Here is a 21,541-nt window from a genome sequence, read left to right as displayed (position 1 = left end):
TTATATCTTACGATTTTACACAAAAAATACCTTATGAATCAGACGGAAATTGTCAACATTTTCACAAAAAAAACGCTAGCACTCACCTTTGTCCTTTCAGCAGCTGCAATGGCATTTGCCCAGGAAAAGGCAGGCGTTACGGGAATGATTGTCAACAAAAACAACCAACCGGTTCCCTATGCTTCTGTGACATTCAGCAATAAAACGAACAAGTCATTAAGTGATGCTGCATTGACCGATGAAAAAGGACAATACAAGCTGGAACTGGCACCGGGAAATTATGACATTACAGTAGAAGCAATCGACTACAAAAAAAGTATAGTCAATAAAAGCATTACGGGCCCGGGAAATATTGGTGCTTTATCAATACAGCCGGAAGCTACCACTACTCTAGACGGCAAAACCCAGGAAATACAGGGAGTGGTTATTACAGCAGCAGCCACTAAGCCTTATAAAGTGGAACTTGACAAAAGAACTTATGACCCTTCTCAGGATATTGTAAGTAAGGGAGGAAACCTCCAGGACGTTCTTTCTAACGTTCCTTCTGTTTCTGTAGATACCGATGGTACTGTTTCAATGAGAGGAAGCTCCAATGTGAAATTCCTGATCAACGGAAAACCTTCTGCCCTGCTTGGAATTGATGATGGCGCCAATGCCCTTCAAAGTATTCCTGCAGACCAGATCGACAGAATTGAGGTGATTACCAACCCTTCTTCTAAATTTGAAGCGAGCGGAACTGCCGGTATTTTAAATATTATTTTAAAGAAAAATAAGAAAACAGGTTTCAACGGAAGTGTTACAGGAACTTTAGGATATCTTCCGCAAACTGCACTAAATACCAACCTAAGCTGGAGAAAAGGAAAATTCACATGGTTTTTAAATGGTGGCGGAGGCTACAGAGAATCTAAAAACACTAGCAGGAATGATGCTTGGTTTAATAGCGGAGTAAATAAAGAAACTCATAATGAGTCTATCAGCAAAAGTAAGAATGATAATTACAATGCTTCTGCAGGATTAACATTTGATATTACTGATAAAACTTCATTAAATGCGTCAGGAACTGTAAGAACTTTTGACAGTGACAGTGAAGGAAATATTAATTATTTTGATTATCCTTTTGCGGGCGCAGATGTTTTCAGACAGAGATCAAGTATAGGAAACGGAAATAATCTTGCGTTTCAGGGAGATTTCGGATTAGATCACAAATTTGACGACAAAGGGCAGAATCTTTCCCTTTCCTTAAGTGTTCAGAGAAACCGTTCAAATAATGACAGTGATATCTATGATACGAAGGATGGTATTTTCCAACTGCAGGATTTTGTAAATCAGCACACAGTTAATAAATCCGTTATTGCCAAAGCTGACTACGAACTTCCAATCGGAGAAAACTCCAAGATAGAAGCTGGATACAGATTGGATGCCAATAATAACGACTATGATAATCAGGTAATGCAGAGTACAGCTGCAAACCCTGCTTTAGCTTATCTTGGTCAGTATACATACGGAGCCAACTATAAAGAAATGTTTAACGCATTCTATGTTCAGTTCAAAAGTAAAATTGGAAAATTAGGATATCAAATCGGGCTTAGAGATGAAATGTCTAAAGTAGATGTAGATTACCTGAACCGTGATGGAGATGCCGTAAATAAATCCAAGAACTACAACAATCTTTTCCCGAGTGTATTTTTAAGCTATGAAATTGCAAAAGACAATCAGTTTTTAGTTAATTATTCAAGAAGAATTGACCGTCCGCGTTCATTCTTCCTGATTCCAAATCCAAATTATAGTGACAATCAGAATCTTTTTGACGGAAACATTGATCTGAATCCTTCTTATGTAGATTCTTATGAAGTAGGATACAGCATTTCGAAAAAGAATTTTACGATTAATCCAACCCTTTACTACAGACACTCAACTGATGATGTTAAGATGCTGGTTTATGATGAGGATGTACCTTATACAGATGCAAATGGTGTTCAGCAGGTATTAACCAGTTTCCACACCAAACCGATCAATTTAGGTAATGATGACCGTTACGGATTGGATCTTAACTTTAACTGGGATGCAACAAAGTGGCTTAAGTTCTTAGGAAATGTAGACTTATTCGGATATAAAACTACAGGTGTATATTTTGATCCGACAATTATGGATAAGCCTACATCTTTTGAAGGAAAAGGATTCTCCACAAGAGCAAGACTTACCTCTACCTTTAAAATTGACAAAACTTTCAGCTTCCAGATACAAGGATTCTACAGAGGAGGACAAAAAACAGAAAGTATCGACAGAAAAGATATGTATGCTGTCAATTTCGGAGCATCTAAAACAATCTGGAAAGGTAACGGTACTCTAAGTTTCAATATCCAGGATATTTTTAATACAAGATCCATGCAGTCTACCGCATATGGTCCAAACTATACAAGGGACAGCTATATGCAATGGCAGCCTAGACAGTTTGCTTTATCACTTACTTACAGATTCAAGCAAGGTGAGAAAGTGGAACAGCCTAAGAAGAAGAAAGACATTAATGCCAACGAAAGTGGCGACGACCAGCAAGGTCCAATGTAATACACAAAAAAATCCCGAAAATATTTTTCGGGATTTTTTTTATTTTGCGGCTCCGGCTCGTTCTAATTTCTCTTTTTCAGCTTCATAGATTCTTTTTCTAAGATCGCTGGTAGAAAATCTGTGATCTCTTTTGTTGTAAAAGATCTCAATTCCTTTCTCTTCGCAATATTGCTTGCCTGTAAAATCTCTGTTCATATAATCATCTCCAATAATTCTTACATCAATCACAAAAGATTTCAAAATATCAAGAAGGTCTTCTTCTGTATAGTAAGGAATGATCTCATCAACAGCGTTTACGGCCTTTAGCTGAATATATCTCTCTACGATACTCTGACTGGGCTTGTTTTTATTCGGACGGTCGTGTGAAGGGTCAACCTGAAGCCCTACAATTAAATAATCGCATACTGTTTTAGCTTCTTCAAGCATTTTGATATGCCCTGCATGCAGCAGATCAAATGAGGAAAATGTAATACCTATTTTTTGTGTTTTCATACTTTGTTTAATTAAAATTTTGCTGCATCAGCTATTTTTAAAGCTGGTATTGCGGAAAAGATTTTATATTTTATTTTTAAAATTACTTTTTTAGTTCTTATTCTAAACCGTCTTAGAATCAAGATACTGCTGCCATTTCCAGACTGTTCTTAATGATTCTTCCAACGGAGTTTCAGACTTCCAGTTAAGTTCCTTTTCAGCTTTATCCGCATTAGCATAAGCAATGGTAATATCTCCTTCCCTTCTGGCGCAGATCTGGTAAGGAACATCCACATCATTAGCTGTTTCAAAAGCTTTTACAACTTCCAATACAGAGGAGCCTTTTCCTGTTCCCAGATTAAATATATCAATCACTGTTTCTTCACTGCTCTGTAAAAGTTTTTTAAGAGCATTCACGTGAGCTTTAGCCAAATCGACAACATAAATATAATCACGAACTGCTGTTCCGTCTTCGGTATCATAATCGTCACCCCATATATTCAGTTTCTCTCGAATTCCTACTGCTGTCTGTGTAACATAGGGAATCAAGTTATTAGGAACTCCTAATGGAAGTTCACCCAATATTCCTGAAGGATGGGCTCCGATCGGGTTGAAATATCTTAAAAGAGAAATTCGTCTGTTATAGGCTTTCGCAAAGTCAATCAGAATTTCTTCGCCCATTTGTTTTGTCTTACCATAAACACTTTCTGGCATCTTCAAAGGTGTATTTTCGTCAATCGGCATTTTTTCTGCCTGTCCGTACACTGTACAGGAAGAGCTGAAAATAAAATTAGAAATTTCTCTTTCTTTAAACTCCTGTAGAATATTGATCAGAGAAAACAAATTGTTTTCATAATAATCTACAGGCTTCACCTGACTTTCCCCAACCGCTTTGGAAGCTGCAAAATTAATGCATCCTTCAATCTGATGGGCCTCAAAAACCTGGGTAAGAAGCTCTCTTCTCTTTAAATCAAAAGGATAAAAAACGGGTTTCTTGCCTGTAATCTCTTCAATATTTTTTAAAATAAACCTTTCTGAATTGGATAAATCATCTACAATAACAACTTCAAAACCGTTATTGATAAGTTCTACTACTGTATGGGAACCAATATATCCAAGTCCTCCTGTAACAAGTATTGCCATTTTTTAGTGATATTTTTTTTAATCTGCGTGTTTTCCTATATTTATTTCAGGATATAATTTTACTGCTAAATTTACTTCATAAACTCCAGTACAGCATCCGTAATATACTTCAGCTGCTCTTCATCCAGTTCCGTATGCATCGGTAAAGAAATAACCTGATCCAAAAGCTTATCCGTATTCACAAAATCAGCATCATTACTTTCCTGATAATAGGCTTTCTGCTTTCTCAGTGCCACAGGATAATAAATCATTGCAGGAATTTCTTTTTCCGTAAGGAATTTCTGAAGTTCATTACGCTTTCCATTCAGAATTCTTAAAGTATACTGATGGAACACATGAGTGGAACTTCCCGATCTTTCCGGAGTAAGGATATCTGCATGTCCAGCAAATGCCTCATCATAATAATCGGCTGCTTTTCTTCTTGCTTCATTGTAAGAATCCAGATGAGGAAGTTTTTTTCTTAAAACTGCAGCCTGAATGCTATCTAATCTGGAGTTCACTCCTACCTCATCATGATAATATCTCTCATACATTCCATGGTTCACAATTCCTCTTAAACGGTGTGCCAATTCATCATTATTGGTAAAAATAGCACCTCCGTCACCATAACAGCCTAAATTTTTAGACGGGAAAAATGAAGTTGTTCCAACAGTTGCCATTGTTCCGGCATATTTTTCTGTTCCGTCAGAGAATGTATATTGTGCTCCTATCGCCTGTGCATTATCTTCAATTACATACAGGTTATGTTCTTCTGCAATTTTTAAAATCTCTTCCATATTGGCACACTGTCCGAAGATATGTACCGGAATAATTGCCTTCGTTTTTGGAGTGATTGCTTTTTTAATTTCTTCCGTAGAAATTGTGAATGTATCGTAATCTACATCTACCAGCACTGATTTCAGTTTAAGCAGATGAATAACTTCTACTGTAGCGGCAAAAGTAAAATCGGCGGTGATTACTTCGTCTCCTTCTTTCAGATCCAAAGCCATCAGCGCAATCTGCAAAGCATCAGTTCCGTTCGCACACGGAATCACATGCTTTACATCTAAATAAGACTCCAATTCATTCTGGAAAGACTTTACTTCAGGGCCGTTGATAAAAGCAGCCGAATCCATTACATTTAAAACCGCATTGTCTACATCATTCTTTATTTTGTAATACTGACTTTGCAAGTCAACCATCTGAATTTTTTTCATAAATAAATATTTGTGTAAAAATAAGGAATTTAAAATCCTATCAAAAATTTTATTGATTTTGTTTTATCTTTATAAAAAATAAGTTTATGAAAAAACTTTTACTCTTTTGTCTTTTAGCGGGTTACTCAGCAGCAAACGCACAAACGGAACTTGTTTTTGTTTATTTTACAGGCAAACCGAACAAAGCCGCTTTTTATGCCAATCCGCTCTCAGAACTGACTCAAAAATCCCTAAACAGACGTACGTCACTGGGTATTGCACTGAATGATCAGGATGCTCCTATTGAACAGTCCTATATTCAAAATCTCCAGAATCTTGGCTTTACGGTTACGGATTATTCCAAATGGCTTAACGGAGCTGCTGTAAATGCAACTCCGGCACAAATAACAATTCTTCAGGCCCAGCCTTATGTATCATCGGTAGAGAGTTTTGCGAGAAACAGTAATTCTGTCCCCAAAACAACCCATCAGAATAAATGGAATTTTTCTTCCGACACTCAAAAAAACCTGACTGTTTTTGATTATGGTTCAGGCTCTGCACAGATTGACCAGATCAATCTAAGACCACTTCACCTTGCAGGATTTACAGGAACAGGAGTTTCCATTGCTGTGATTGACGCAGGTTTTCCTTATGTAAATACCGGATCTGCATTTGAAAGATTACGTACCAATAATCATATTAAGGCTGTTTATGACTTTGTAACCAAAACAAGTGATGTATACAACATAGCTATCAGCAATCATGGATCTGTTGTACTGGGAGCCATTGGAGGCTATATCGAAAATACTTTTGTAGGATCTGCCCCGGATGCTGACTTTTATCTTTACCGCAGTGAAAATGCTGTAGGTGAAATTCCGGAAGAGCAGCTATACTGGATAGAAGCAGCCGAAGAAGCAGACAGAAAAGGAGTTGATATCATCACTTCTTCTCTTGGATATAATGTTTTTGATGATTCCCGCTACAGTTACACTTATTCGGATATGAATGGAACGACCTCTTTTATTGCAAGAGCTGCTGAGATAGCTGCCAACAAAGGAATTTTTGTTCTTGCAGCAGCAGGAAATTCAGGATTACAACCATGGCACTACATTATGACTCCTGCTGATAATACCAAAGTATTCAGCATAGGATCAGTAGACTCAGCAGGAAGCTCTTCTGGATTTTCATCTTATGGCCCTAACTCCCTTGGTGTAGTAAAACCTGATGGAAGCACAAGAGGAACTTCATCTGCTACAGTAAGCAACAATTCTTTAGCTTCAGTAAGCGGAACCTCTATTGCGACCCCTATTGCTGCAGGTGGTGTAGCATGTTTTATGCAGGCTTTTCCTTCTATGAACAGAGACCAGATGAGAACAAAATTACGTCAGACAGCTTCACTTTATCCCAGTCATACTGATCAGATGGGTTACGGTATTCTAAATTTTGGAAGCCTTTACAATCAGGTATTGAATACTTCTGAAATGGTGAAGAAAGAAAAATTTGCAATTTTCCCGAATCCTGTTAAAAATATTTTAAACGTTGCTTCTGAAAATGAAGTTCTGTCGCTAGAAATTTATGATAACTTAGGAAAGCTGATCAGAAAAATCAATGGTCAAAAATCTATAAAAGTGGAGGATTTTCCAAAAGGGACTTATTATCTGAAAATTCAGACGAAAGATCAGATTTTTTATGAAAAATTCTTAAAAGAATAAAGTGATAATTTTCATGTGAAAAAAAATATATTCAACTTATAAAAAGAAAAACGCCTTTCAATCGAAAGGCGTTTTTTATAATCAATTAAGCAGAGTTTCTACTCGCATTAATATTTCCGAATAATGATCTGGTCACCAGTTTTTCATAGGCTTCCCTATTCCCTTCTCCTTTTTGGATCTTCATCAATGCATACTGCTGAATACTCAGCAACGGCAATACAATCTTCTCACGAATTTTTACTGATTTTCTGGAAAGCGGGTCTTCCTCCTGCAACATTTTAAATCCGGTAAGCTCAAGCATAATATCTCTTGAAAGAACATATTCATCAAAAAGCACATTCCAGAATGCCCCGAATTTCGGATTGTTTTTAATATAATAGGTCAGCGGAAAATAAGATTTGTTCATACTCATCATCGAGTTCAGAACTAAAGTTTTAAAGAAATCCGATCCTTTATACAGCTCTTTCACTTCTTCAAGCCTTCCCTTCTCTTTCATCTGCTGCATCGCAAATCCGAATCCGAAAAATCCGGGAACATTCTGTTTCAGCTGCGACCACGAGCCTACAAACGGGATAGCTCTCAGATCCTCAAATTTCAGCTCACTTCCGTTTCCTCTTTTGGACGGACGGCTTCCAATATTCGTTTTACCATAATATTCCAGTGTGCTCATCTCCTGAAGATAAGGAACGAACATTGGATGAGCTTTAAGGTCCGAATATTTTTTATAGCTGATGTCTGCCAGTTCAATAATCAGCTTTCTTTCTTTTTCCGTAAGATCTTTTTTGGAGTTTTTAAAGACATCATTTTCAACTCCGGCAGTAAGAAGCTGTTCAAAATTATATTTAGCCTGCTCTTTATTACCGAAAATACTGGTAATCGTCTGTCCCTGAATGGTCAGTTCTATTTTATTGTTGGCAATGGTATTTCCCTGCGATGCATAGAAATCGTGGGTTTTTCCACCACCTCTTGCTGGTGGTCCGCCTCTTCCATCGAAGAATACGACTTTAATTCCATTCTGAACGGAAAGTTTAGTTAAAACTTCTTTAGCCTTGTAAATTTCCCAGTTTGCTTTCAGATATCCGCCATCTTTTGTTCCGTCTGAAAAACCAAGCATAATGGTCTGCTGATTTCCTCTGCTTTCAAGATGCTTTTTGTAAACAGGGTTCTGATAAAGCTCACTCATTACATTTTCAGCATTGGCAAGACCTTCCATAGTTTCAAAAAGCGGAACAATATCCATTTTAATCTCTTCATCCTTATAGCCGCAGATTTTGAAAAATGCATACACATTCATAACATCTTTTACAGCATCGGAATTCGAGATAATATAACGGTTCATTCCTCTCAAGCCATTCAGATCCTGAATTTCAGAGACCTGTGAAACCGTTAATAATGTATCTTTAACTATATCTTCAAACTGATCTGCATTGACTTTTTCATTGAGCTGAATCAGTTTATTAAACTTTTCTTCTTCGCTAGCTTCGGTATTCCCGTATACTTTTGCAAAAACCTCATCAATTACCTTCTGATGGATTCTGCTGTCCTGGCGGATATCCAGTGTTGCAAAATGGGTCCCGAAAATTTTCACACGGTCCCTGAAATTTGCCAAAAGATCTAAAAACAGGGAATTGTGATCTTTCACTAATATTTTTTCCGCTTCATCAGCCCTTTTCAGAATATCATCTGCTGTGATCATTTTTCCGTTAAAAATAGCACCGTAAAGCTCATCACTTAACTGGGTCAATACTTCGGAGACCCCTCTGAAGCTTAATCTTCTTCTGATAAATTTCAAATGGCTATAGTAGGATTTCAGGATCGCGGAACGAAGCTCCTCTGCCACTCTTTTCGTAACACCAGCAGTCACAAACGGATTTCCGTCCCTGTCACCACCCGGCCAGAAACCAAGCTGAATAATATCTTCATGAAGATGGAAGTGCCCATTTCCAAAGGTCTTTTTGATCTTGGTAAACAGTTCCCCGATCGTGTCATAGTAAACATACCTTAAATAAGAAATAATGCTCAGTGCTTCATCAATCGGAGTTGGTTTCTCTTTATTAACGAAAGGTGTTTTCCCCAATTGCTGGAGAAGCATATCGATCTGGGTAACGGAATCTCCGGTAATAGCTCCCCGTAAATCCTGGATAATCCTCTGTACCGAACTTGGATAAAACTGTGTCGGGTGCGCTGTAAATACCACTTTTACAGTGAAATCTTTCAGTTTTTCACGGACTTTTTCAAGTTTATGATCCTGGTAAGAGCGTTCGAACAGATTGGTTACGGTTCCGCTGTCACTTTCAGAGTGAAGGTTGGGAAATGCAGCATCTTCAATACTGTCAAATAAAACTACCTGTCTTTCGATATATTGAATGATCTTAAAAAGAAGCTCTACTTTTTGCTCCTCCGTTTGGAGATCGGTATGGTTTTTAAAAAATTCTTCGACAATATCTTCAGGGGTTTTGCCTTCTTCGTATCCGTTTCTGCTTTCCTCATAAAGGAAGGGAAGAAGCATCCCGATATTGGTCATTTTATCATAAGGCAGGCTCATAAATAATGAATTGTAGATCTGGAACTTATTCTCCACGATCTGCCTGAATTTTTCTGCTCGTTGGTCGTGTATCATATAACAAATGTAATGGATTTTTATAATTAAATGAATTGACAAATGGCAAAAAACAGTACCGGAGATAAATTTTTTTCAATATTTTTTTAAAACATTTATCAATAAAGAAGACCCTATCCAAAATATTTGTGGAATGACATTCAGCTTGAAAAAATTATTGTGAAACATTTAGTAAGTCGTGAATCCAAACATGATTACAAATCTGAAATTAATTATTTATATTTTTTTCACAACAACCCGTTATGACAATTCATTTTATTATAATTTTGAATACAGCAGTTTAATGATTAATTTTACTTTTCACAGAAATTAATCAACATGCTATGAAACACATATTCATATTCCTTTTAATGACTTTTATTTTCACAGGCTGTAGTGAAGATTGCTATAATGCTCCTCAAACGATTGCTTTTAAATTCGTTGATTCCAATGATGAAAATCTGATCACGAACGGAACACTTACTTCCTATTCAGTCAAAGATGAAGATCAGAATGTCATACAATTAACCAAAACATCTGAGGACATGATCATTTTAGAAAATGTGGGTGCTTATAACGGTACAAAAAATTATACTTTCCAATCTAATATTAAAGTTTTTGATTTTTCAATACAGTCGTCAGAATTTAAAGGCGGTTGTGACGGTTATCAGATCAATAAATTGACATTTACAGGCGTAGGTATTGATGTAACAGACGAAAAAGGATATTATAAAATTGTACTGCAATAGGCTGAAACAGCTGTAATACTTATTTAAGAAAATAATAATTATGAAAATTATTTCAATCATTTCTTTTCTGATACCAAGTTTATTACTTTCCCAAAATACAATTCCCTCCGATTTCAAAAAAATTCCGGATATTCTTGATACTGTGGAATATTTATATCCATTCATTGTTCCTGACAAAGAATATGGATATTGGAGGGTTCTGACTAATGATACAGATCCTGAAAAAGCTGTAATCTACGAAAGCCAGATGCCGGATTTTATGACCATCAATGAACCGGTTCCTGAAAAAGGCTTTTTCCAGAAATGTATTGGCAATGCCTGCTTTTCCTATATTCTTGCCTGTAAAAAAGACCAGTCTGTTTATTTTTCGAATGAACAGCAGCTGAGAGACTTCATCGGAACGGTTGATAATCTTCCGGAAGCTATTCTATTGGCTCAAACTTATGGTTTTAAAATAGATACAAGCAATAGACTAAGTGGTTCTTACAAAATAGAGGACAAACATATTTATCTGTATGTCTCAAAGTCCAAAGGATGCCCGGAAATTAAAGAATCTTATTCTATAAAGATTAACAGAAAAACCGGAAAACTGGAATCAAAAAATAATGGTGTTTATTTTAAAAGTGATCATTGTAACTGAGCCGGTTATCTGGATAAATAAGAAAGTAGTAAACTCTCTCAACTCTCAGAACAGTAAAATTTATATTGTTATTATAAAACATCTTAATAGGAATTTTAAAATTTCATTAACTCAGTTTTCATATTGCATTGCGTAAATTTGAATCAAATAAATTTAGAACAATGCTTAATTTCGAATTTAAAAATCCTACAAAAATACTTTTTGGAAAAGGTGAAATCGCAAAAATCTCCCGTGAAGTTCCAAAAGATGCCAGAATACTAATGATCTATGGCGGCGGAAGCATCAAAAGTAATGGTGTTTACGATCAGGTAAAAGAAGCCCTGAAAGATTATGATTTATATGAATTTGGCGGCGTTCCTGCGAATCCTGAATATGAAGTACTGATTAATGCTTTAAGCTTTATCAAAGAAAATAATATCAATTATCTTCTTGCTGTAGGTGGCGGATCTGTGATTGACGGAACTAAATTCCTTTCTGCAGCTGCCAATTATGAAGGAGAGCCATGGGATATTCTTAGAAATTCCGTGAGGACTTTTGAGGGTGAAGGCATGCCTTTCGGAAGTATCCTGACACTTCCTGCAACAGGTTCTGAAATGAATTCAGGTTATGTAATTTCAAGAAGAGAAACCAACGAAAAATTATCTTCAGGTGGTCCCGGACTTTTCCCACAGTTTTCTGTTTTAGATCCGGAGGTGATCAGAACAATTCCTAAAAACCAAATCGTTAACGGAATTACTGATGCTTATACCCACGTTTTGGAACAGTATATGACTGCTCCTTCTTCTGCAGACCTTCAGGAAAGAATTGCTGAAAGTATTCTCATCAGCCTTCAGGAAACAGCTCCGAAAGTTCTGGCCGATGGTTTTGATTATGATGCTGCAGGAAATTTTATGTGGTGCTGTACAATGGCTCTGAACGGTCTTATCCAGAAAGGAGTGATTACCGATTGGGCTGTACATGCTATGGGCCACGAACTGACTGCTTATTTCGGGATTGACCATGCAAGGACTTTAGCTGTTATTGCTCCTTCCCACTATCGTTATAATTTTGAAGCGAAGAAAGGAAAGCTTGCACAATATGCTGAAAGAGTTTGGGGAATTAAGGATGGAACACTGGAAGAAAAAGCAGAACTTGGAATCAAAAAAATGGAGGAATTCTTTCACAGCCTGGATATTAAAACAAAGCTTTCGGAATATACGGAAGACTATAAAGGTACTGCTGAAAGAGTGGAAAAAGCATTTACAGACAGAAACTGGTCTGGTTTGGGCGAATATAAAAAACTGACGCCTCAGGATGCTTATAAGATTGTAGAGATGAGCTATTAAAAGAAAACCGGAAGAGGAATGAGGAATGATGAATGATGAATGATGAATGATGAATGATGAATGATGAATGATGAATGATAGGCAAAGTTACAACCTATAAAATGATTCATCTTCGCTTGCAAAGCAATGTTTACTATTGACCATATTTAATGGCTGATATGCAAAAATCTTCATTCTCCCTCTTTCTTCTTCCGGCTTTACTACATAAAATTCTTTTATTTATAAACATTCGTTTAAAAAAGCATGATTTCATTATAGATATTTCAAATTTATTTATATTTTAGCATATTCTTAAATTTGTGAAAATGAAAAAACAGCTACTTTTATTTGCCTTTTCAGCTCTGGCACTAACTTCCTGTAAAGATGACAATATCGAAGCTTATGAACTTGAAATGATGAGCGGAGACTGGAAGGTGAGCAAAATAGAAACTATTTCCGGAAAGGACAATAAAACAGTAATTAAGACCGAAACTCCTTCTGACTGTGAGGCTAAAAACATTCTACATTTCAGAAGTGATTATTATACAAGCTATACCTATTATTCCGAAGTTGGGCTTGAATGCCAGATGGCCGGAAAAACTGAAGGTATGTATACTTATACCGAAGAGTCTAAGCTGTTAAGCATTAAAAATGACAATGATACTGAAAGATGGTACAGAGTGGAAGTCCTTACAAGTCATGATCTGAAACTGGCCCACTTATTCGGCGCATTCGATCAGAATGATGATGGTATTGCTGATCTGACCTACGTTTCCTACAAAAGATAAACACAGACTCCCGATAAACCGGGAGTTTTTTATTACATTTATCAGATATTTAAAAAATTGATTACAATGAAGAAGATTCTTTCAGCATTCCTGCTGCTGTATTTTACCTTGTCCTTTTCACAGGAAAAAAAGCCAATGTTCTGGCAGGATATTCAGAACTTCAAAAAAATGGATCAGGAAAATTCTCCGCCAAAAGACGCCATTCTTCTGATAGGAAGCTCCTCTTTTACCAAATGGACAGATGTTTCCAGCTATTTTCCCGGTAAAACAATTATTAACAGGGGGTTTGGGGGTTCAAGAATGACAGATCTCAATGATTTTGCAGATGACCTTTTAAGTCCATATCAGCCAAAACAGATTATTATCTATTGCGGTGATAATGATTTTGCAGACAATCATGACCTGAAGGCCAAAGTAGTAGTTAACAGGTTTAAAACATTCTATAAAAAGATCCGTGAGAGATTTCCGGATATTGAGGTAGACTATATTTCCATAAAATATTCGCCCAGCCGCGAGATCCTTTGGCCGCAGATGAAAAAAACCAATAAGAAGATTGCCGCTTTCATGAAAAAAGAACCTCATGCAGAATTTATTGATATTACAAAAGCGATGGAAGATGCAAACGGTAATGTAAGAAGAGATCTTTTTGTGGAAGATATGCTTCACTTGACTCCGGAAGGATATGCAGCCTGGACGAAAGTAATGAAACCTTATATGAAATAATATCTGATACAGAAAAAGCTCCCAATTGGGAGCTTTTCTTATTTCTTTCTTTTAGATTTTGATATTGCTTTCTGTTGAGCCCTGTTAGCTCCAAATTTCTTCGGTGCTTTTCTTTTTGAAGGTCCACCCCAGTTTTCTTTTTTGTTTTTATCCTTTTTCTCGTGAAATGCTGCTCCTCCTTCATTAAGTTTTACCGGAGCCGGATTTTTCATAACGACCACATCTTCCTCGGAAGCAATCTTCTTAGGATTTATTTTCACTTCTGCAGGGAAATCATTGAACTTAAGATCTTTGTCCATCAATAGCTCAATGTCAAGAACGTAAGCTTCTTCTTTTTTAGTTACAAAAGTAATTGCCTTTCCGTCTTTGTCTGCCCTACCCGTTCTTCCTATTCTGTGGATATACTGTTCAGGAATCTCAGGAGTTTCAAAGTTGATGACATGGGTAATATCTGAAATATCAAGACCTCTCGCCATTACATCGGTAGTAATCAGACCTCTGATCTCTTCATTTTCAAATCTTTTCATGGCCTTAAGCCTGTAGTTCTGAGATTTATTTGAGTGAATCACATCAAACTGCTCTGGAAAAAGCTCATCAATTTTGGTAAACAGAAGATCAGAATTCTTTTTATTATTAGTGAAGATCAATACTTTGGACATATCTTCATTGGTCTTCAGTAAATGTTCAAGAAGATTGATCTTTGTATTAAAGTTTTCCACTTTATATCCGGTTTGCTCTATTTTTTCAAGAGGTGTTCCTGATTTCGCCAGTGAAATTTCGATCGGGCTTGCAAAATACTGATCCAACATTTCATCTACAGCTTCTGTCATGGTAGCCGAGAAAAGAATGTTCTGTCTCTTCGGCTTCATCATTTCAAAAATATGGGTAAGCTGCGGTCTGAAACCCAGGTTCAGCATCTCATCAAATTCATCAATGATCAGCTTCTGAACTTCTTTCAATGAAATTGCGTTATCAATAGCAAGGTCCATTACCCTTCCCGGGGTTCCTACCAGAATATCACAGCCGTCATTAAACAACAGTTTCTGTGTATTGATATTTTTCCCCCCATATATTCCAATCACTCTTGTAGTGATGTTTTCTGTAAGTTTTTCAAGGATCTCAGCCACCTGTACTACCAGTTCTCTTGTAGGTACAAGAATTAAAACGGTAGGATTTCCTGTTTTGTTGTATTTCCATGTTTTAAGTACCGGCAAAAGATAGGCTAATGTTTTCCCGGTTCCGGTTTGTGCAATTCCCATTACATCCCGCCCGGAAAGTATAGGGCCAATGCTCTTTTCCTGAATAGGTGTAGGTTCAAACAGTTCCAGATCCGCTAAAACATCAAGAATTTTAACCGGCAGGTCAAAATCCGCAAAAGTGAGTTTTTCCATGGTGCAAAGATAGTTATTTAAATTTAGAGGCTGGAAATTAGAGATGAGAAGTTAGTCTTCTAACCTGGACCTCTTATAACGATCTCATACTTTCCATCCTATATTCTGATTTTATATCTAGCTTCTAACCTCTGGTTTCGAACTTCTCATTTTCTGGTTACTCTCAATAAAATAATCAAAACCAATATTATTGAAAATACAAAGCCTAAAACCGCAACCAGAGACAACTCTCCTATTCTGGGACCGGATTCTGAAACGAAAACAATAGCTGTGGCAATGATATTAGCTCCCAGAACCATAGCTAAAATTAAATTGATGATACTGGATTTGATCAGCTGGTTGGTTTTTTCAATATTTTTAATTTCACTGGATACTGTGAATTTATTGTCATCCAGTTTCTGAAGTACAGATCTGAGTTCTTTGGGAATTTCATCAACATTATCCGTGAAATTCATCATCCTGTCCATTCCTGTTTTTAAAAGATTTTTAGGCTTGATCTTTTTTGTCAGGATCTTTCTTGTATAAGGGTGAAGACTTTTCACAATATCCAGATCCGGGTTGATTGTTCTTCCAACGCCTTCTATCAGGCTGATTCCTTTAAAAAGAAGATAAAAATAATCCGGCATATGAAGCCTGTTATCTTTCAAAATATCTTTCATCTTATTGATAATCACCTGAACATTGATATCCTGCAGCGAAGAGCTGTGAACGAAGTTCAGAATATCTTCCACATCGTTTTCAAATCTTCTTTCATCAGGGATTTCATAACTGACTGCCATTTTTTTGAGATGACGGACAATTTTATGTGAATTTTTAGCAACAAAGCTTACGATCAAGCTTTCAAGAATCTCCTTATCATTCGGCTGGATCTTTCCTACGGCTCCAAAGTCAATGAAAACAATTTTTCCGTCTTTTTTTACTAGGATATTACCGGCATGCGGGTCGGCGTGGAAAAATCCGTAATCCAGAATCTGTGAAACAAACAGCCTCAATCCTGCTTCCGATACTTTTACGGGATCAATATTATGGGCTAAAAGAGATGCTTTGTCGGTCACTTTGATACCATCAATAAACTCCATACAGAGAATATTGTTGTTCGAATATTCTTCATAAACCTTTGGAACATAAGTTTCTTTATTACCTTTAAAATTCCGGGCAAAATGCAGGATATTTTCTTTTTCGTTGATCAGGGAAACTTCTTCAAGCAAAGATTTTTCAAAAGTGGAAATAGCCTGTTTCAGATTAAGCTTTTCTCCTATTTCAGAATAGGCGGAAACCAATTTTTCAAGGTCTTTTATAAGAAGCAGATCGTCTTCAATAACGGTCTGTACATCAGCTTTTTTAAGTTTGAGGATCACAGGACTTCCGTCCAGCAAAACAGCTTTATAAACCTGTGCGATGGACGCTGTAGCCAAAGGTTCTTTCTGAATCTCCTGAAAATGATCTTTGACTGATATGTTGAATTCATTTTCCAGAATTTCTTCAACATCCATATCTACTGTATCTACTTTATCCTGAAGCTTCTGCAGTTCCTGAATCAGCTCCGGCGGAAGCAGATCTTCCCTGTTGCTGAATGTCTGTCCCAGTTTTACAAATGTAGGGCCAAGCTCTTCCAGCACCAGCCTGATTCTTTCATATACCGTACCTTTAGAAATGACTTCATCCGGATCAACAGAAACCATTTCCTGTTTATTTCCCGTATTCATTCTCGCCAGCATATCTTTAAATCCGTATTTGCTTAATACAGATATAAGCCTTGCCGATCTTTTCAGTTTTCTTTGCTGCTTGTCAAACATATATTTCTAAATAGTTGATGCAAATTACTCCAAAAATTGTTCCTATCGCCAATTTTAGTCCTTTCATTTGTATATTAAACAAAAGAACGGAAAGTCCATGAAAAAAGCTGCCATAAATGGCAGCTTTTATTTTAACAATATCTTAATAAGTTATTATCCTACTACTTTAACATTGTCTGCTTCAGGTCCTTTTTTACCTTCTTTAATATCATATTCTACTGCCTGTCCTTCTTTCAAAGTTCTAAGGCCTGAAGCCTGAATAGCTGAATGATGGCAAAAAATATCATTTCCGCCTCCGTCTGGTGTAATAAAACCAAAACCTTTCGTTTCGTTAAACCATTTTACTGTTCCTGTCATTATATTTTATTTAAATTGATTAGTGAAGATAATGATTTTTAAGAACAATGCTGAAAAAAAGTCATATTCCTGATTCTTTTTTATGACAACTTGAAATATTAAAAGGAAAAAAATTATACTCCTGATGTTATTTAAAGGATTTTTTTATCTTTATACTTCCCAAACTAACCTATAAATATTAAAAAATGAAAAATTTACGTAACAACAAACTTTCGAGAGAACAATTAAAAGGAATTAACGGAAGCGGTATTATTATTGGTGGCAACTGTTCATATGAATGTTGTCCTACTGATGGAAGGCCAAGATGTCCGAGACTGATCTGCCCTGCAGTAATCTGTCCTGAATATGTATAAAAAATGAACATATTTTAAATATAGAGCAGATAAAATCTGCTCTTTTTTGTTTTATGCAACTGTTTTTAATTTCAATAAAAAAATCCTGCCGCTATGGACAGGATATTTGTATTAAAGCTATATTGGCTATTTAAGATAGGTTTCATAAAGATCTTTTCTGCGGTCGTTCATCACCTGTACAGAGCCGTTATGGTGAAGATCTTTAAGAAGATTAAGGTCTACGTCTACAATAAGGGTCATTTCTGTGTTTGGGGTTGCTTCACCCTTTACTGCATTGGACGGAAAGGCAAAGTCTGAAGGGGTAAATACGGCTGCCTGGCCGAACTGGATATCCATATTATTCACTCCCGGAAGGTTTCCGACACAACCTGCAATAGCTACATAGCATTCGTTTTCGATGGCTCTTGCGGCTGCACAGTGGCGTACCCTGATATAAGCATTCTGAGTATCGGTAAGATAAGGCACAAAAAGGATTTTCATCCCCTGATCGGCAAGAATTCTCGGTAATTCAGGAAATTCCACGTCATAGCAGATCACAAGGCCTATTTTTCCGCAATCGGTATCAAAAACTCTGATCTCATTTCCACCTTTCATTCCGTAATATTTTCTTTCATTAGGCGTAATATGGGTCTTTCTGTATTCATCAATTCGGCCGTCTCGGTGTAAAAGATAGCTTACATTATACAGGTCATTATTCTCATTATCAAAAACGGGTATGCTTCCTGAAATAATATTGACGTTGTAGCTGATCGCCAACTCGGAAATTTTATTTTTGATTTCTTCGCTTAGTTTAGCCAGCTCTATCATGCTGTCTCTTTCTGAAAGTTTATTGAACGGAGCCAGCAGTGGTGTATTGAAAAGTTCAGGGAAAAGGACAAAATCGGATTTATAATCGCCCATTACATTAACAAAAAATTCTACCTGTTCATAGAAGGCATCAATATTTTTAAAGTGTCTCATCTGCCATTGTACAAGTCCAAGGCGAATGATACTGTCCTGCATTGTATTCGGTTTTTTGCTGTAATAGATATTGTTCCATTGCAGCAATACGGCATTTTCCAGTGATGATTCGTCTTCGGGAAGGTACTTTTTGAGAATTTTTATGGGCAGAAAATTATTGGAGAGCTGGAAAGAGAGTACTGGATCGTAAATTTCCTTGTCTCTCACTCTGCGGATGTATTCTCTGGGAGAAAGTTCATCGCTATATTTATGGTAATTCGGAATTCTTCCACCCAAAATAATGGATTTCAGGTTAAGCAATTCACATAATTCTTTTCTGGCATCATACAATCTTCTTCCTAAGCGCAGCTCACGAAACTCGGGATCTACAAATACTTCAATTCCATAGAGTACATTTCCGGTTGAAAGATGAGTATTGAAGGTATAATTTCCTGTAATATCCACGTAGGTATGATCATCCCCGAAGTCGTCATAATTTACGATAATGGAAAGCGCTACGGCAGCCAGTTTTCCATCTACTGTAATGCATATCTGACCTTTAGGGAATATTTTGGTGAGTTTTTCAATACTCTTTTTAGACCATATTGATTCTGACATCTGCGGATAAGCACGCTTCATTGTTACTACCAGTTCATCATAATCCTGAACAGTCAGGGGTCTCGTTTCTATTTGCATTGGATGTAATTTTACTTAAATTTAGGGAAAAATTTTCAGCGAAAAAATTTATTGCAAAAACACAGGCGTTTCTCCTATTATCCACGTTGGCAATTCGAACAATTGGGTCCTAAAGAAACAGATTTGCCCCAGACTATAATGTATCTATCCATTTGTAAAGATCTGTATCAGCAGATATCCCGAATGATTTCCTCAGTCTGCTTTTTCTTGTCTGAACTGTCCGCACGGAAATATGATGGTATTCCGCTATATCTTTTGTAGTGAAACCCAGCTTAAGAAGCGCACAGAGTTTGAACTCTTCTGATGTAACATCCGGATTTATCTCTGCGATATTATCATACAAATTTGGAAATGAAGATTTTATTTTGGGTATAAAGGCAATATCATCATTCATGGCCAGCTTTACCAGATTTTCCAAATCCATATCATCTTTTCTGTTAAACTTTTCACGCATATTGACGATTAACTTTTCACTCCGAAGAACTTTCTGATACAGTTCCAACACCGTAAAATGTTTTAACAGAATAAAATATCCCAGAATTGCAAACCAAACGAACACCACTATAAAAGTAACCAGTCTTTGATTTTTTGAAAACATTAAGCTTCCCCTCTCTCCTATGTCGAATATTCTGAAATCATAATAATGGCTTATGAGAAAAAGAACAAATGCACTGGCAAAAACAATTATGATATACTTTGATGTTTTCCTTGTATTAAAAATAAATAATGAAGTAATAAACAGCAAAAAATAGTATAGCGACAAGCCGTTTTCAAAACCTGATGTAGATGAAAAAAAGAAAACCAGCAGCATAGAAAACTCTATAACGATCAGGCATACCAGCGCGCTTTGTCGTGCCTTTGTAAAAAAGAAAAGGAGAAGAAAGATAATTCCCAGTATAAACAAAACCAAAAAATAATCCTTAAAACCAAACAGTAAATCCCTGAATCCACTCAAAATCAAAACAATTCCGATAGAAAATGAAAACAAATTTAATCTTTGCGCATCAATACGCTTAAATCTGTCCGCATTGGGATCAATATGCAGATTCTCTATATAGTTCCATAATCGACGTAACATTGTTTATAAATAATTGTAAAAAGATAACACTTATTTACTGATAAACTTAAAGTTTTTAAAATTTATTCTTTTCAAAGTTAGAGAATACAATAATTTATACACATTTACATAACATAATCGGAATTTTCTATAAAAATTTTAAAAACATCCTCTGAATGTTTACTGTTAGACAAAAAATTGCATGCCCATTTTATATCCTGAATTTTTTTCTCCATTTGGCTACTGTATTTCGGCTTAATTTAAAATGGCTTGCAAGCTGGGTATTGGTGAGTTGATTTCTTTGCTGATAATCAAGTATTTGAAGAATATCTGTTTCTCTATATGAGCGGTGTCTCTGGTTAGCTATAAAAGTTTCTTTATCTGGTATGCCGAAAATTTCTTCATTAAGCCTTATAATATCAATAGCAGACAAAATTTCTTTCTGTAATAATTGCAGACAGCAATTTCTTTTATCTGGAAACTCTTTCGTAATAATATCACTGTAGATTCTCTTATAATCAGGGACTATTTTTTTCATAAGTAGTTTATATTTACTTTTTTTCATCTTTATATTTGCTTATCCATTTATAAAGTGTAGATTTTGGGATCTTGTAAAGTTCCAGTACTTCCGATTTCGACATTTCTCCTGTCTGTATTTGTGTCAGAATAAAACCTATAACTTCTTTTGTATAAATATTTTTGCGAAACTGCGGTAAAATTGTTTTTTTGTGCTTTCTGTTCTCTGTATTTTTTTCTGCTGTCGTTGGAGCATATAGCATCAAATGTTGTGAATACAGCCTGAAAAAATCATATTTTAATAGTTTGCTCCATTTCAACAGACTTTCTGTTTCTATACTTGTTGCTTTGTACATTCCTTTTATTTCCTGTTCTGTACATTTCATGAAATTACAGATGCGGGTAAGTTTTATCCCGCATTCTGAAACTTCTTTTTCAATCAGGGATCCTATTGAAATCTTTTTAAAATTCATTTGTTTATGTTTTTAGAATCTGATAGTTTTTTAAACGTATGGCCGTTTTAGAGATTTATATTTTACCCGGCAGATAAATTCGTCTGCCGGGTAA

19 protein-coding genes are annotated in these 21,541 nt (G+C 36.1%); 8 read left to right on the top strand and 11 right to left on the bottom strand.

The window, feature by feature from the left end; genetic code table 11:
* Positions 1 to 33: 33 nt before the first annotated feature.
* Positions 34 to 2,565 (top strand): TonB-dependent receptor domain-containing protein, encoded by a 2,532-nt coding sequence (locus ACQWU4_RS16525; protein ID WP_429936859.1) that lies wholly within the window; start codon positions 34 to 36, stop codon positions 2,563 to 2,565.
* A 39-nt stretch (positions 2,566 to 2,604) separates the two neighbouring features.
* On the opposite strand, the gene ACQWU4_RS16520 is transcribed toward ACQWU4_RS16525, so the two are convergent.
* The 3 genes from ACQWU4_RS16520 to ACQWU4_RS16510 all read right to left on the bottom strand — a co-directional run bounded on the left by ACQWU4_RS16520 (position 2,605) and on the right by ACQWU4_RS16510 (position 5,375).
* Positions 2,605 to 3,057 carry an adenylyltransferase/cytidyltransferase family protein gene (locus ACQWU4_RS16520; protein WP_429936858.1) on the bottom strand — a complete coding sequence of 151 codons (453 nt, stop codon included), beginning with the start codon at positions 3,055 to 3,057 and terminating at the stop codon, positions 2,605 to 2,607.
* 102 nt (positions 3,058 to 3,159) lie between these two features.
* On the bottom strand, positions 3,160 to 4,179 hold the full coding sequence (gene galE, locus ACQWU4_RS16515; RefSeq protein ID WP_429936857.1) for a UDP-glucose 4-epimerase GalE: 1,020 nt from the start codon (positions 4,177 to 4,179) through the stop codon (positions 3,160 to 3,162).
* A gap of 71 nt (positions 4,180 to 4,250) precedes the next feature.
* Positions 4,251 to 5,375, bottom strand: a complete 1,125-nt coding sequence (locus ACQWU4_RS16510) for a DegT/DnrJ/EryC1/StrS family aminotransferase (RefSeq protein ID WP_429936856.1) — start codon at positions 5,373 to 5,375, stop codon at positions 4,251 to 4,253.
* Between the two features lie 86 nt (positions 5,376 to 5,461).
* On the opposite strand from ACQWU4_RS16510, the gene ACQWU4_RS16505 reads away from it, so the two are divergent.
* Complete coding sequence (locus ACQWU4_RS16505) at positions 5,462 to 7,066, top strand: S8 family peptidase (protein WP_429936855.1); 1,605 nt, start codon at positions 5,462 to 5,464, stop codon at positions 7,064 to 7,066.
* Positions 7,067 to 7,151: 85 nt separating this feature from the next.
* Here ACQWU4_RS16505 and ACQWU4_RS16500 read toward each other — a convergent pair whose 3' ends face one another.
* Positions 7,152 to 9,686: a phosphoenolpyruvate carboxylase gene (locus tag ACQWU4_RS16500; protein WP_429936854.1), complete on the bottom strand. Its 2,535-nt coding sequence runs from the start codon at positions 9,684 to 9,686 to the stop codon at positions 7,152 to 7,154.
* A 323-nt stretch (positions 9,687 to 10,009) separates the two neighbouring features.
* Between ACQWU4_RS16500 and ACQWU4_RS16495 the strand changes: the two genes are divergently transcribed.
* The 5 genes from ACQWU4_RS16495 to ACQWU4_RS16475 all read left to right on the top strand — a co-directional run bounded on the left by ACQWU4_RS16495 (position 10,010) and on the right by ACQWU4_RS16475 (position 13,869).
* Positions 10,010 to 10,414 carry a hypothetical protein gene (locus tag ACQWU4_RS16495; RefSeq protein WP_429936853.1) on the top strand — a complete coding sequence of 135 codons (405 nt, stop codon included), beginning with the start codon at positions 10,010 to 10,012 and terminating at the stop codon, positions 10,412 to 10,414.
* A 40-nt stretch (positions 10,415 to 10,454) separates the two neighbouring features.
* A complete protein-coding gene (locus ACQWU4_RS16490) occupies positions 10,455 to 11,054 on the top strand; it encodes a hypothetical protein (RefSeq protein ID WP_429936852.1) in 600 nt (199 codons plus the stop codon).
* Between the two features lie 161 nt (positions 11,055 to 11,215).
* Positions 11,216 to 12,379 (top strand): iron-containing alcohol dehydrogenase, encoded by a 1,164-nt coding sequence (locus tag ACQWU4_RS16485; protein WP_429936851.1) that lies wholly within the window; start codon positions 11,216 to 11,218, stop codon positions 12,377 to 12,379.
* 305 nt (positions 12,380 to 12,684) lie between these two features.
* On the top strand, positions 12,685 to 13,146 hold the full coding sequence (locus ACQWU4_RS16480; RefSeq protein WP_429936850.1) for a lipocalin family protein: 462 nt from the start codon (positions 12,685 to 12,687) through the stop codon (positions 13,144 to 13,146).
* 66 nt (positions 13,147 to 13,212) lie between these two features.
* Positions 13,213 to 13,869 carry a GDSL-type esterase/lipase family protein gene (locus tag ACQWU4_RS16475; protein WP_429936849.1) on the top strand — a complete coding sequence of 219 codons (657 nt, stop codon included), beginning with the start codon at positions 13,213 to 13,215 and terminating at the stop codon, positions 13,867 to 13,869.
* A gap of 38 nt (positions 13,870 to 13,907) precedes the next feature.
* Here ACQWU4_RS16475 and ACQWU4_RS16470 read toward each other — a convergent pair whose 3' ends face one another.
* From ACQWU4_RS16470 to ACQWU4_RS16460, 3 genes are all read right to left on the bottom strand, one after another.
* On the bottom strand, positions 13,908 to 15,260 hold the full coding sequence (locus ACQWU4_RS16470) for a DEAD/DEAH box helicase (protein WP_429936848.1): 1,353 nt from the start codon (positions 15,258 to 15,260) through the stop codon (positions 13,908 to 13,910).
* 146 nt (positions 15,261 to 15,406) lie between these two features.
* Positions 15,407 to 17,056 (bottom strand): ABC1 kinase family protein, encoded by a 1,650-nt coding sequence (locus ACQWU4_RS16465; protein WP_429936847.1) that lies wholly within the window; start codon positions 17,054 to 17,056, stop codon positions 15,407 to 15,409.
* Positions 17,057 to 17,209: 153 nt separating this feature from the next.
* On the bottom strand, positions 17,210 to 17,413 hold the full coding sequence (locus tag ACQWU4_RS16460) for a cold-shock protein (protein ID WP_429936846.1): 204 nt from the start codon (positions 17,411 to 17,413) through the stop codon (positions 17,210 to 17,212).
* Positions 17,414 to 17,598: 185 nt separating this feature from the next.
* Between ACQWU4_RS16460 and ACQWU4_RS16455 the strand changes: the two genes are divergently transcribed.
* Positions 17,599 to 17,766, top strand: coding sequence for a hypothetical protein (locus tag ACQWU4_RS16455; protein WP_429936845.1), 168 nt, complete (start codon positions 17,599 to 17,601; stop codon positions 17,764 to 17,766).
* 126 nt (positions 17,767 to 17,892) lie between these two features.
* Here ACQWU4_RS16455 and ACQWU4_RS16450 read toward each other — a convergent pair whose 3' ends face one another.
* From ACQWU4_RS16450 to ACQWU4_RS16435, 4 genes are all read right to left on the bottom strand, one after another.
* Positions 17,893 to 19,401: a nitrilase-related carbon-nitrogen hydrolase gene (locus ACQWU4_RS16450; protein ID WP_429936844.1), complete on the bottom strand. Its 1,509-nt coding sequence runs from the start codon at positions 19,399 to 19,401 to the stop codon at positions 17,893 to 17,895.
* Positions 19,402 to 19,534: 133 nt separating this feature from the next.
* Complete coding sequence (locus tag ACQWU4_RS16445; protein WP_429936843.1) at positions 19,535 to 20,479, bottom strand: helix-turn-helix transcriptional regulator; 945 nt, start codon at positions 20,477 to 20,479, stop codon at positions 19,535 to 19,537.
* A 190-nt stretch (positions 20,480 to 20,669) separates the two neighbouring features.
* A complete protein-coding gene (locus ACQWU4_RS16440) occupies positions 20,670 to 20,996 on the bottom strand; it encodes a helix-turn-helix domain-containing protein (RefSeq protein WP_429936842.1) in 327 nt (108 codons plus the stop codon).
* A 13-nt stretch (positions 20,997 to 21,009) separates the two neighbouring features.
* Entirely contained in the window at positions 21,010 to 21,447 is a 438-nt protein-coding gene (locus ACQWU4_RS16435) for a transposase (RefSeq protein ID WP_429936841.1), read from the bottom strand.
* Between the last annotated feature and the right edge of the window lie 94 nt (positions 21,448 to 21,541).

This window comes from Chryseobacterium sp. MIQD13, from assembly GCF_050496705.1.
Classification (GTDB): Bacteria; Bacteroidota; Bacteroidia; order Flavobacteriales; family Weeksellaceae; genus Chryseobacterium.
This window is presented reverse-complemented; position numbering and strand designations above follow the sequence as displayed.

Coding starts and splice junctions, on each gene's coding strand:
- ACQWU4_RS16465 (WP_429936847.1), bottom strand. CDS start 17,056: ATGTTTGACAAGCAGCAAAGAAAACTGAAAAGATCGGCAAGGCTTATA.
- ACQWU4_RS16480 (WP_429936850.1), top strand. CDS start 12,685: ATGAAAAAACAGCTACTTTTATTTGCCTTTTCAGCTCTGGCACTAACT.
- ACQWU4_RS16475 (WP_429936849.1), top strand. CDS start 13,213: ATGAAGAAGATTCTTTCAGCATTCCTGCTGCTGTATTTTACCTTGTCC.
- galE (WP_429936857.1), bottom strand. CDS start 4,179: ATGGCAATACTTGTTACAGGAGGACTTGGATATATTGGTTCCCATACA.
- ACQWU4_RS16435 (WP_429936841.1), bottom strand. CDS start 21,447: ATGAATTTTAAAAAGATTTCAATAGGATCCCTGATTGAAAAAGAAGTT.
- ACQWU4_RS16445 (WP_429936843.1), bottom strand. CDS start 20,479: ATGTTACGTCGATTATGGAACTATATAGAGAATCTGCATATTGATCCC.
- ACQWU4_RS16495 (WP_429936853.1), top strand. CDS start 10,010: ATGAAACACATATTCATATTCCTTTTAATGACTTTTATTTTCACAGGC.
- ACQWU4_RS16510 (WP_429936856.1), bottom strand. CDS start 5,375: ATGAAAAAAATTCAGATGGTTGACTTGCAAAGTCAGTATTACAAAATA.
- ACQWU4_RS16500 (WP_429936854.1), bottom strand. CDS start 9,686: ATGATACACGACCAACGAGCAGAAAAATTCAGGCAGATCGTGGAGAAT.
- ACQWU4_RS16505 (WP_429936855.1), top strand. CDS start 5,462: ATGAAAAAACTTTTACTCTTTTGTCTTTTAGCGGGTTACTCAGCAGCA.
- ACQWU4_RS16525 (WP_429936859.1), top strand. CDS start 34: ATGAATCAGACGGAAATTGTCAACATTTTCACAAAAAAAACGCTAGCA.
- ACQWU4_RS16450 (WP_429936844.1), bottom strand. CDS start 19,401: ATGCAAATAGAAACGAGACCCCTGACTGTTCAGGATTATGATGAACTG.
- ACQWU4_RS16455 (WP_429936845.1), top strand. CDS start 17,599: ATGAAAAATTTACGTAACAACAAACTTTCGAGAGAACAATTAAAAGGA.
- ACQWU4_RS16520 (WP_429936858.1), bottom strand. CDS start 3,057: ATGAAAACACAAAAAATAGGTATTACATTTTCCTCATTTGATCTGCTG.
- ACQWU4_RS16470 (WP_429936848.1), bottom strand. CDS start 15,260: ATGGAAAAACTCACTTTTGCGGATTTTGACCTGCCGGTTAAAATTCTT.
- ACQWU4_RS16440 (WP_429936842.1), bottom strand. CDS start 20,996: ATGAAAAAAATAGTCCCTGATTATAAGAGAATCTACAGTGATATTATT.
- ACQWU4_RS16460 (WP_429936846.1), bottom strand. CDS start 17,413: ATGACAGGAACAGTAAAATGGTTTAACGAAACGAAAGGTTTTGGTTTT.
- ACQWU4_RS16490 (WP_429936852.1), top strand. CDS start 10,455: ATGAAAATTATTTCAATCATTTCTTTTCTGATACCAAGTTTATTACTT.
- ACQWU4_RS16485 (WP_429936851.1), top strand. CDS start 11,216: ATGCTTAATTTCGAATTTAAAAATCCTACAAAAATACTTTTTGGAAAA.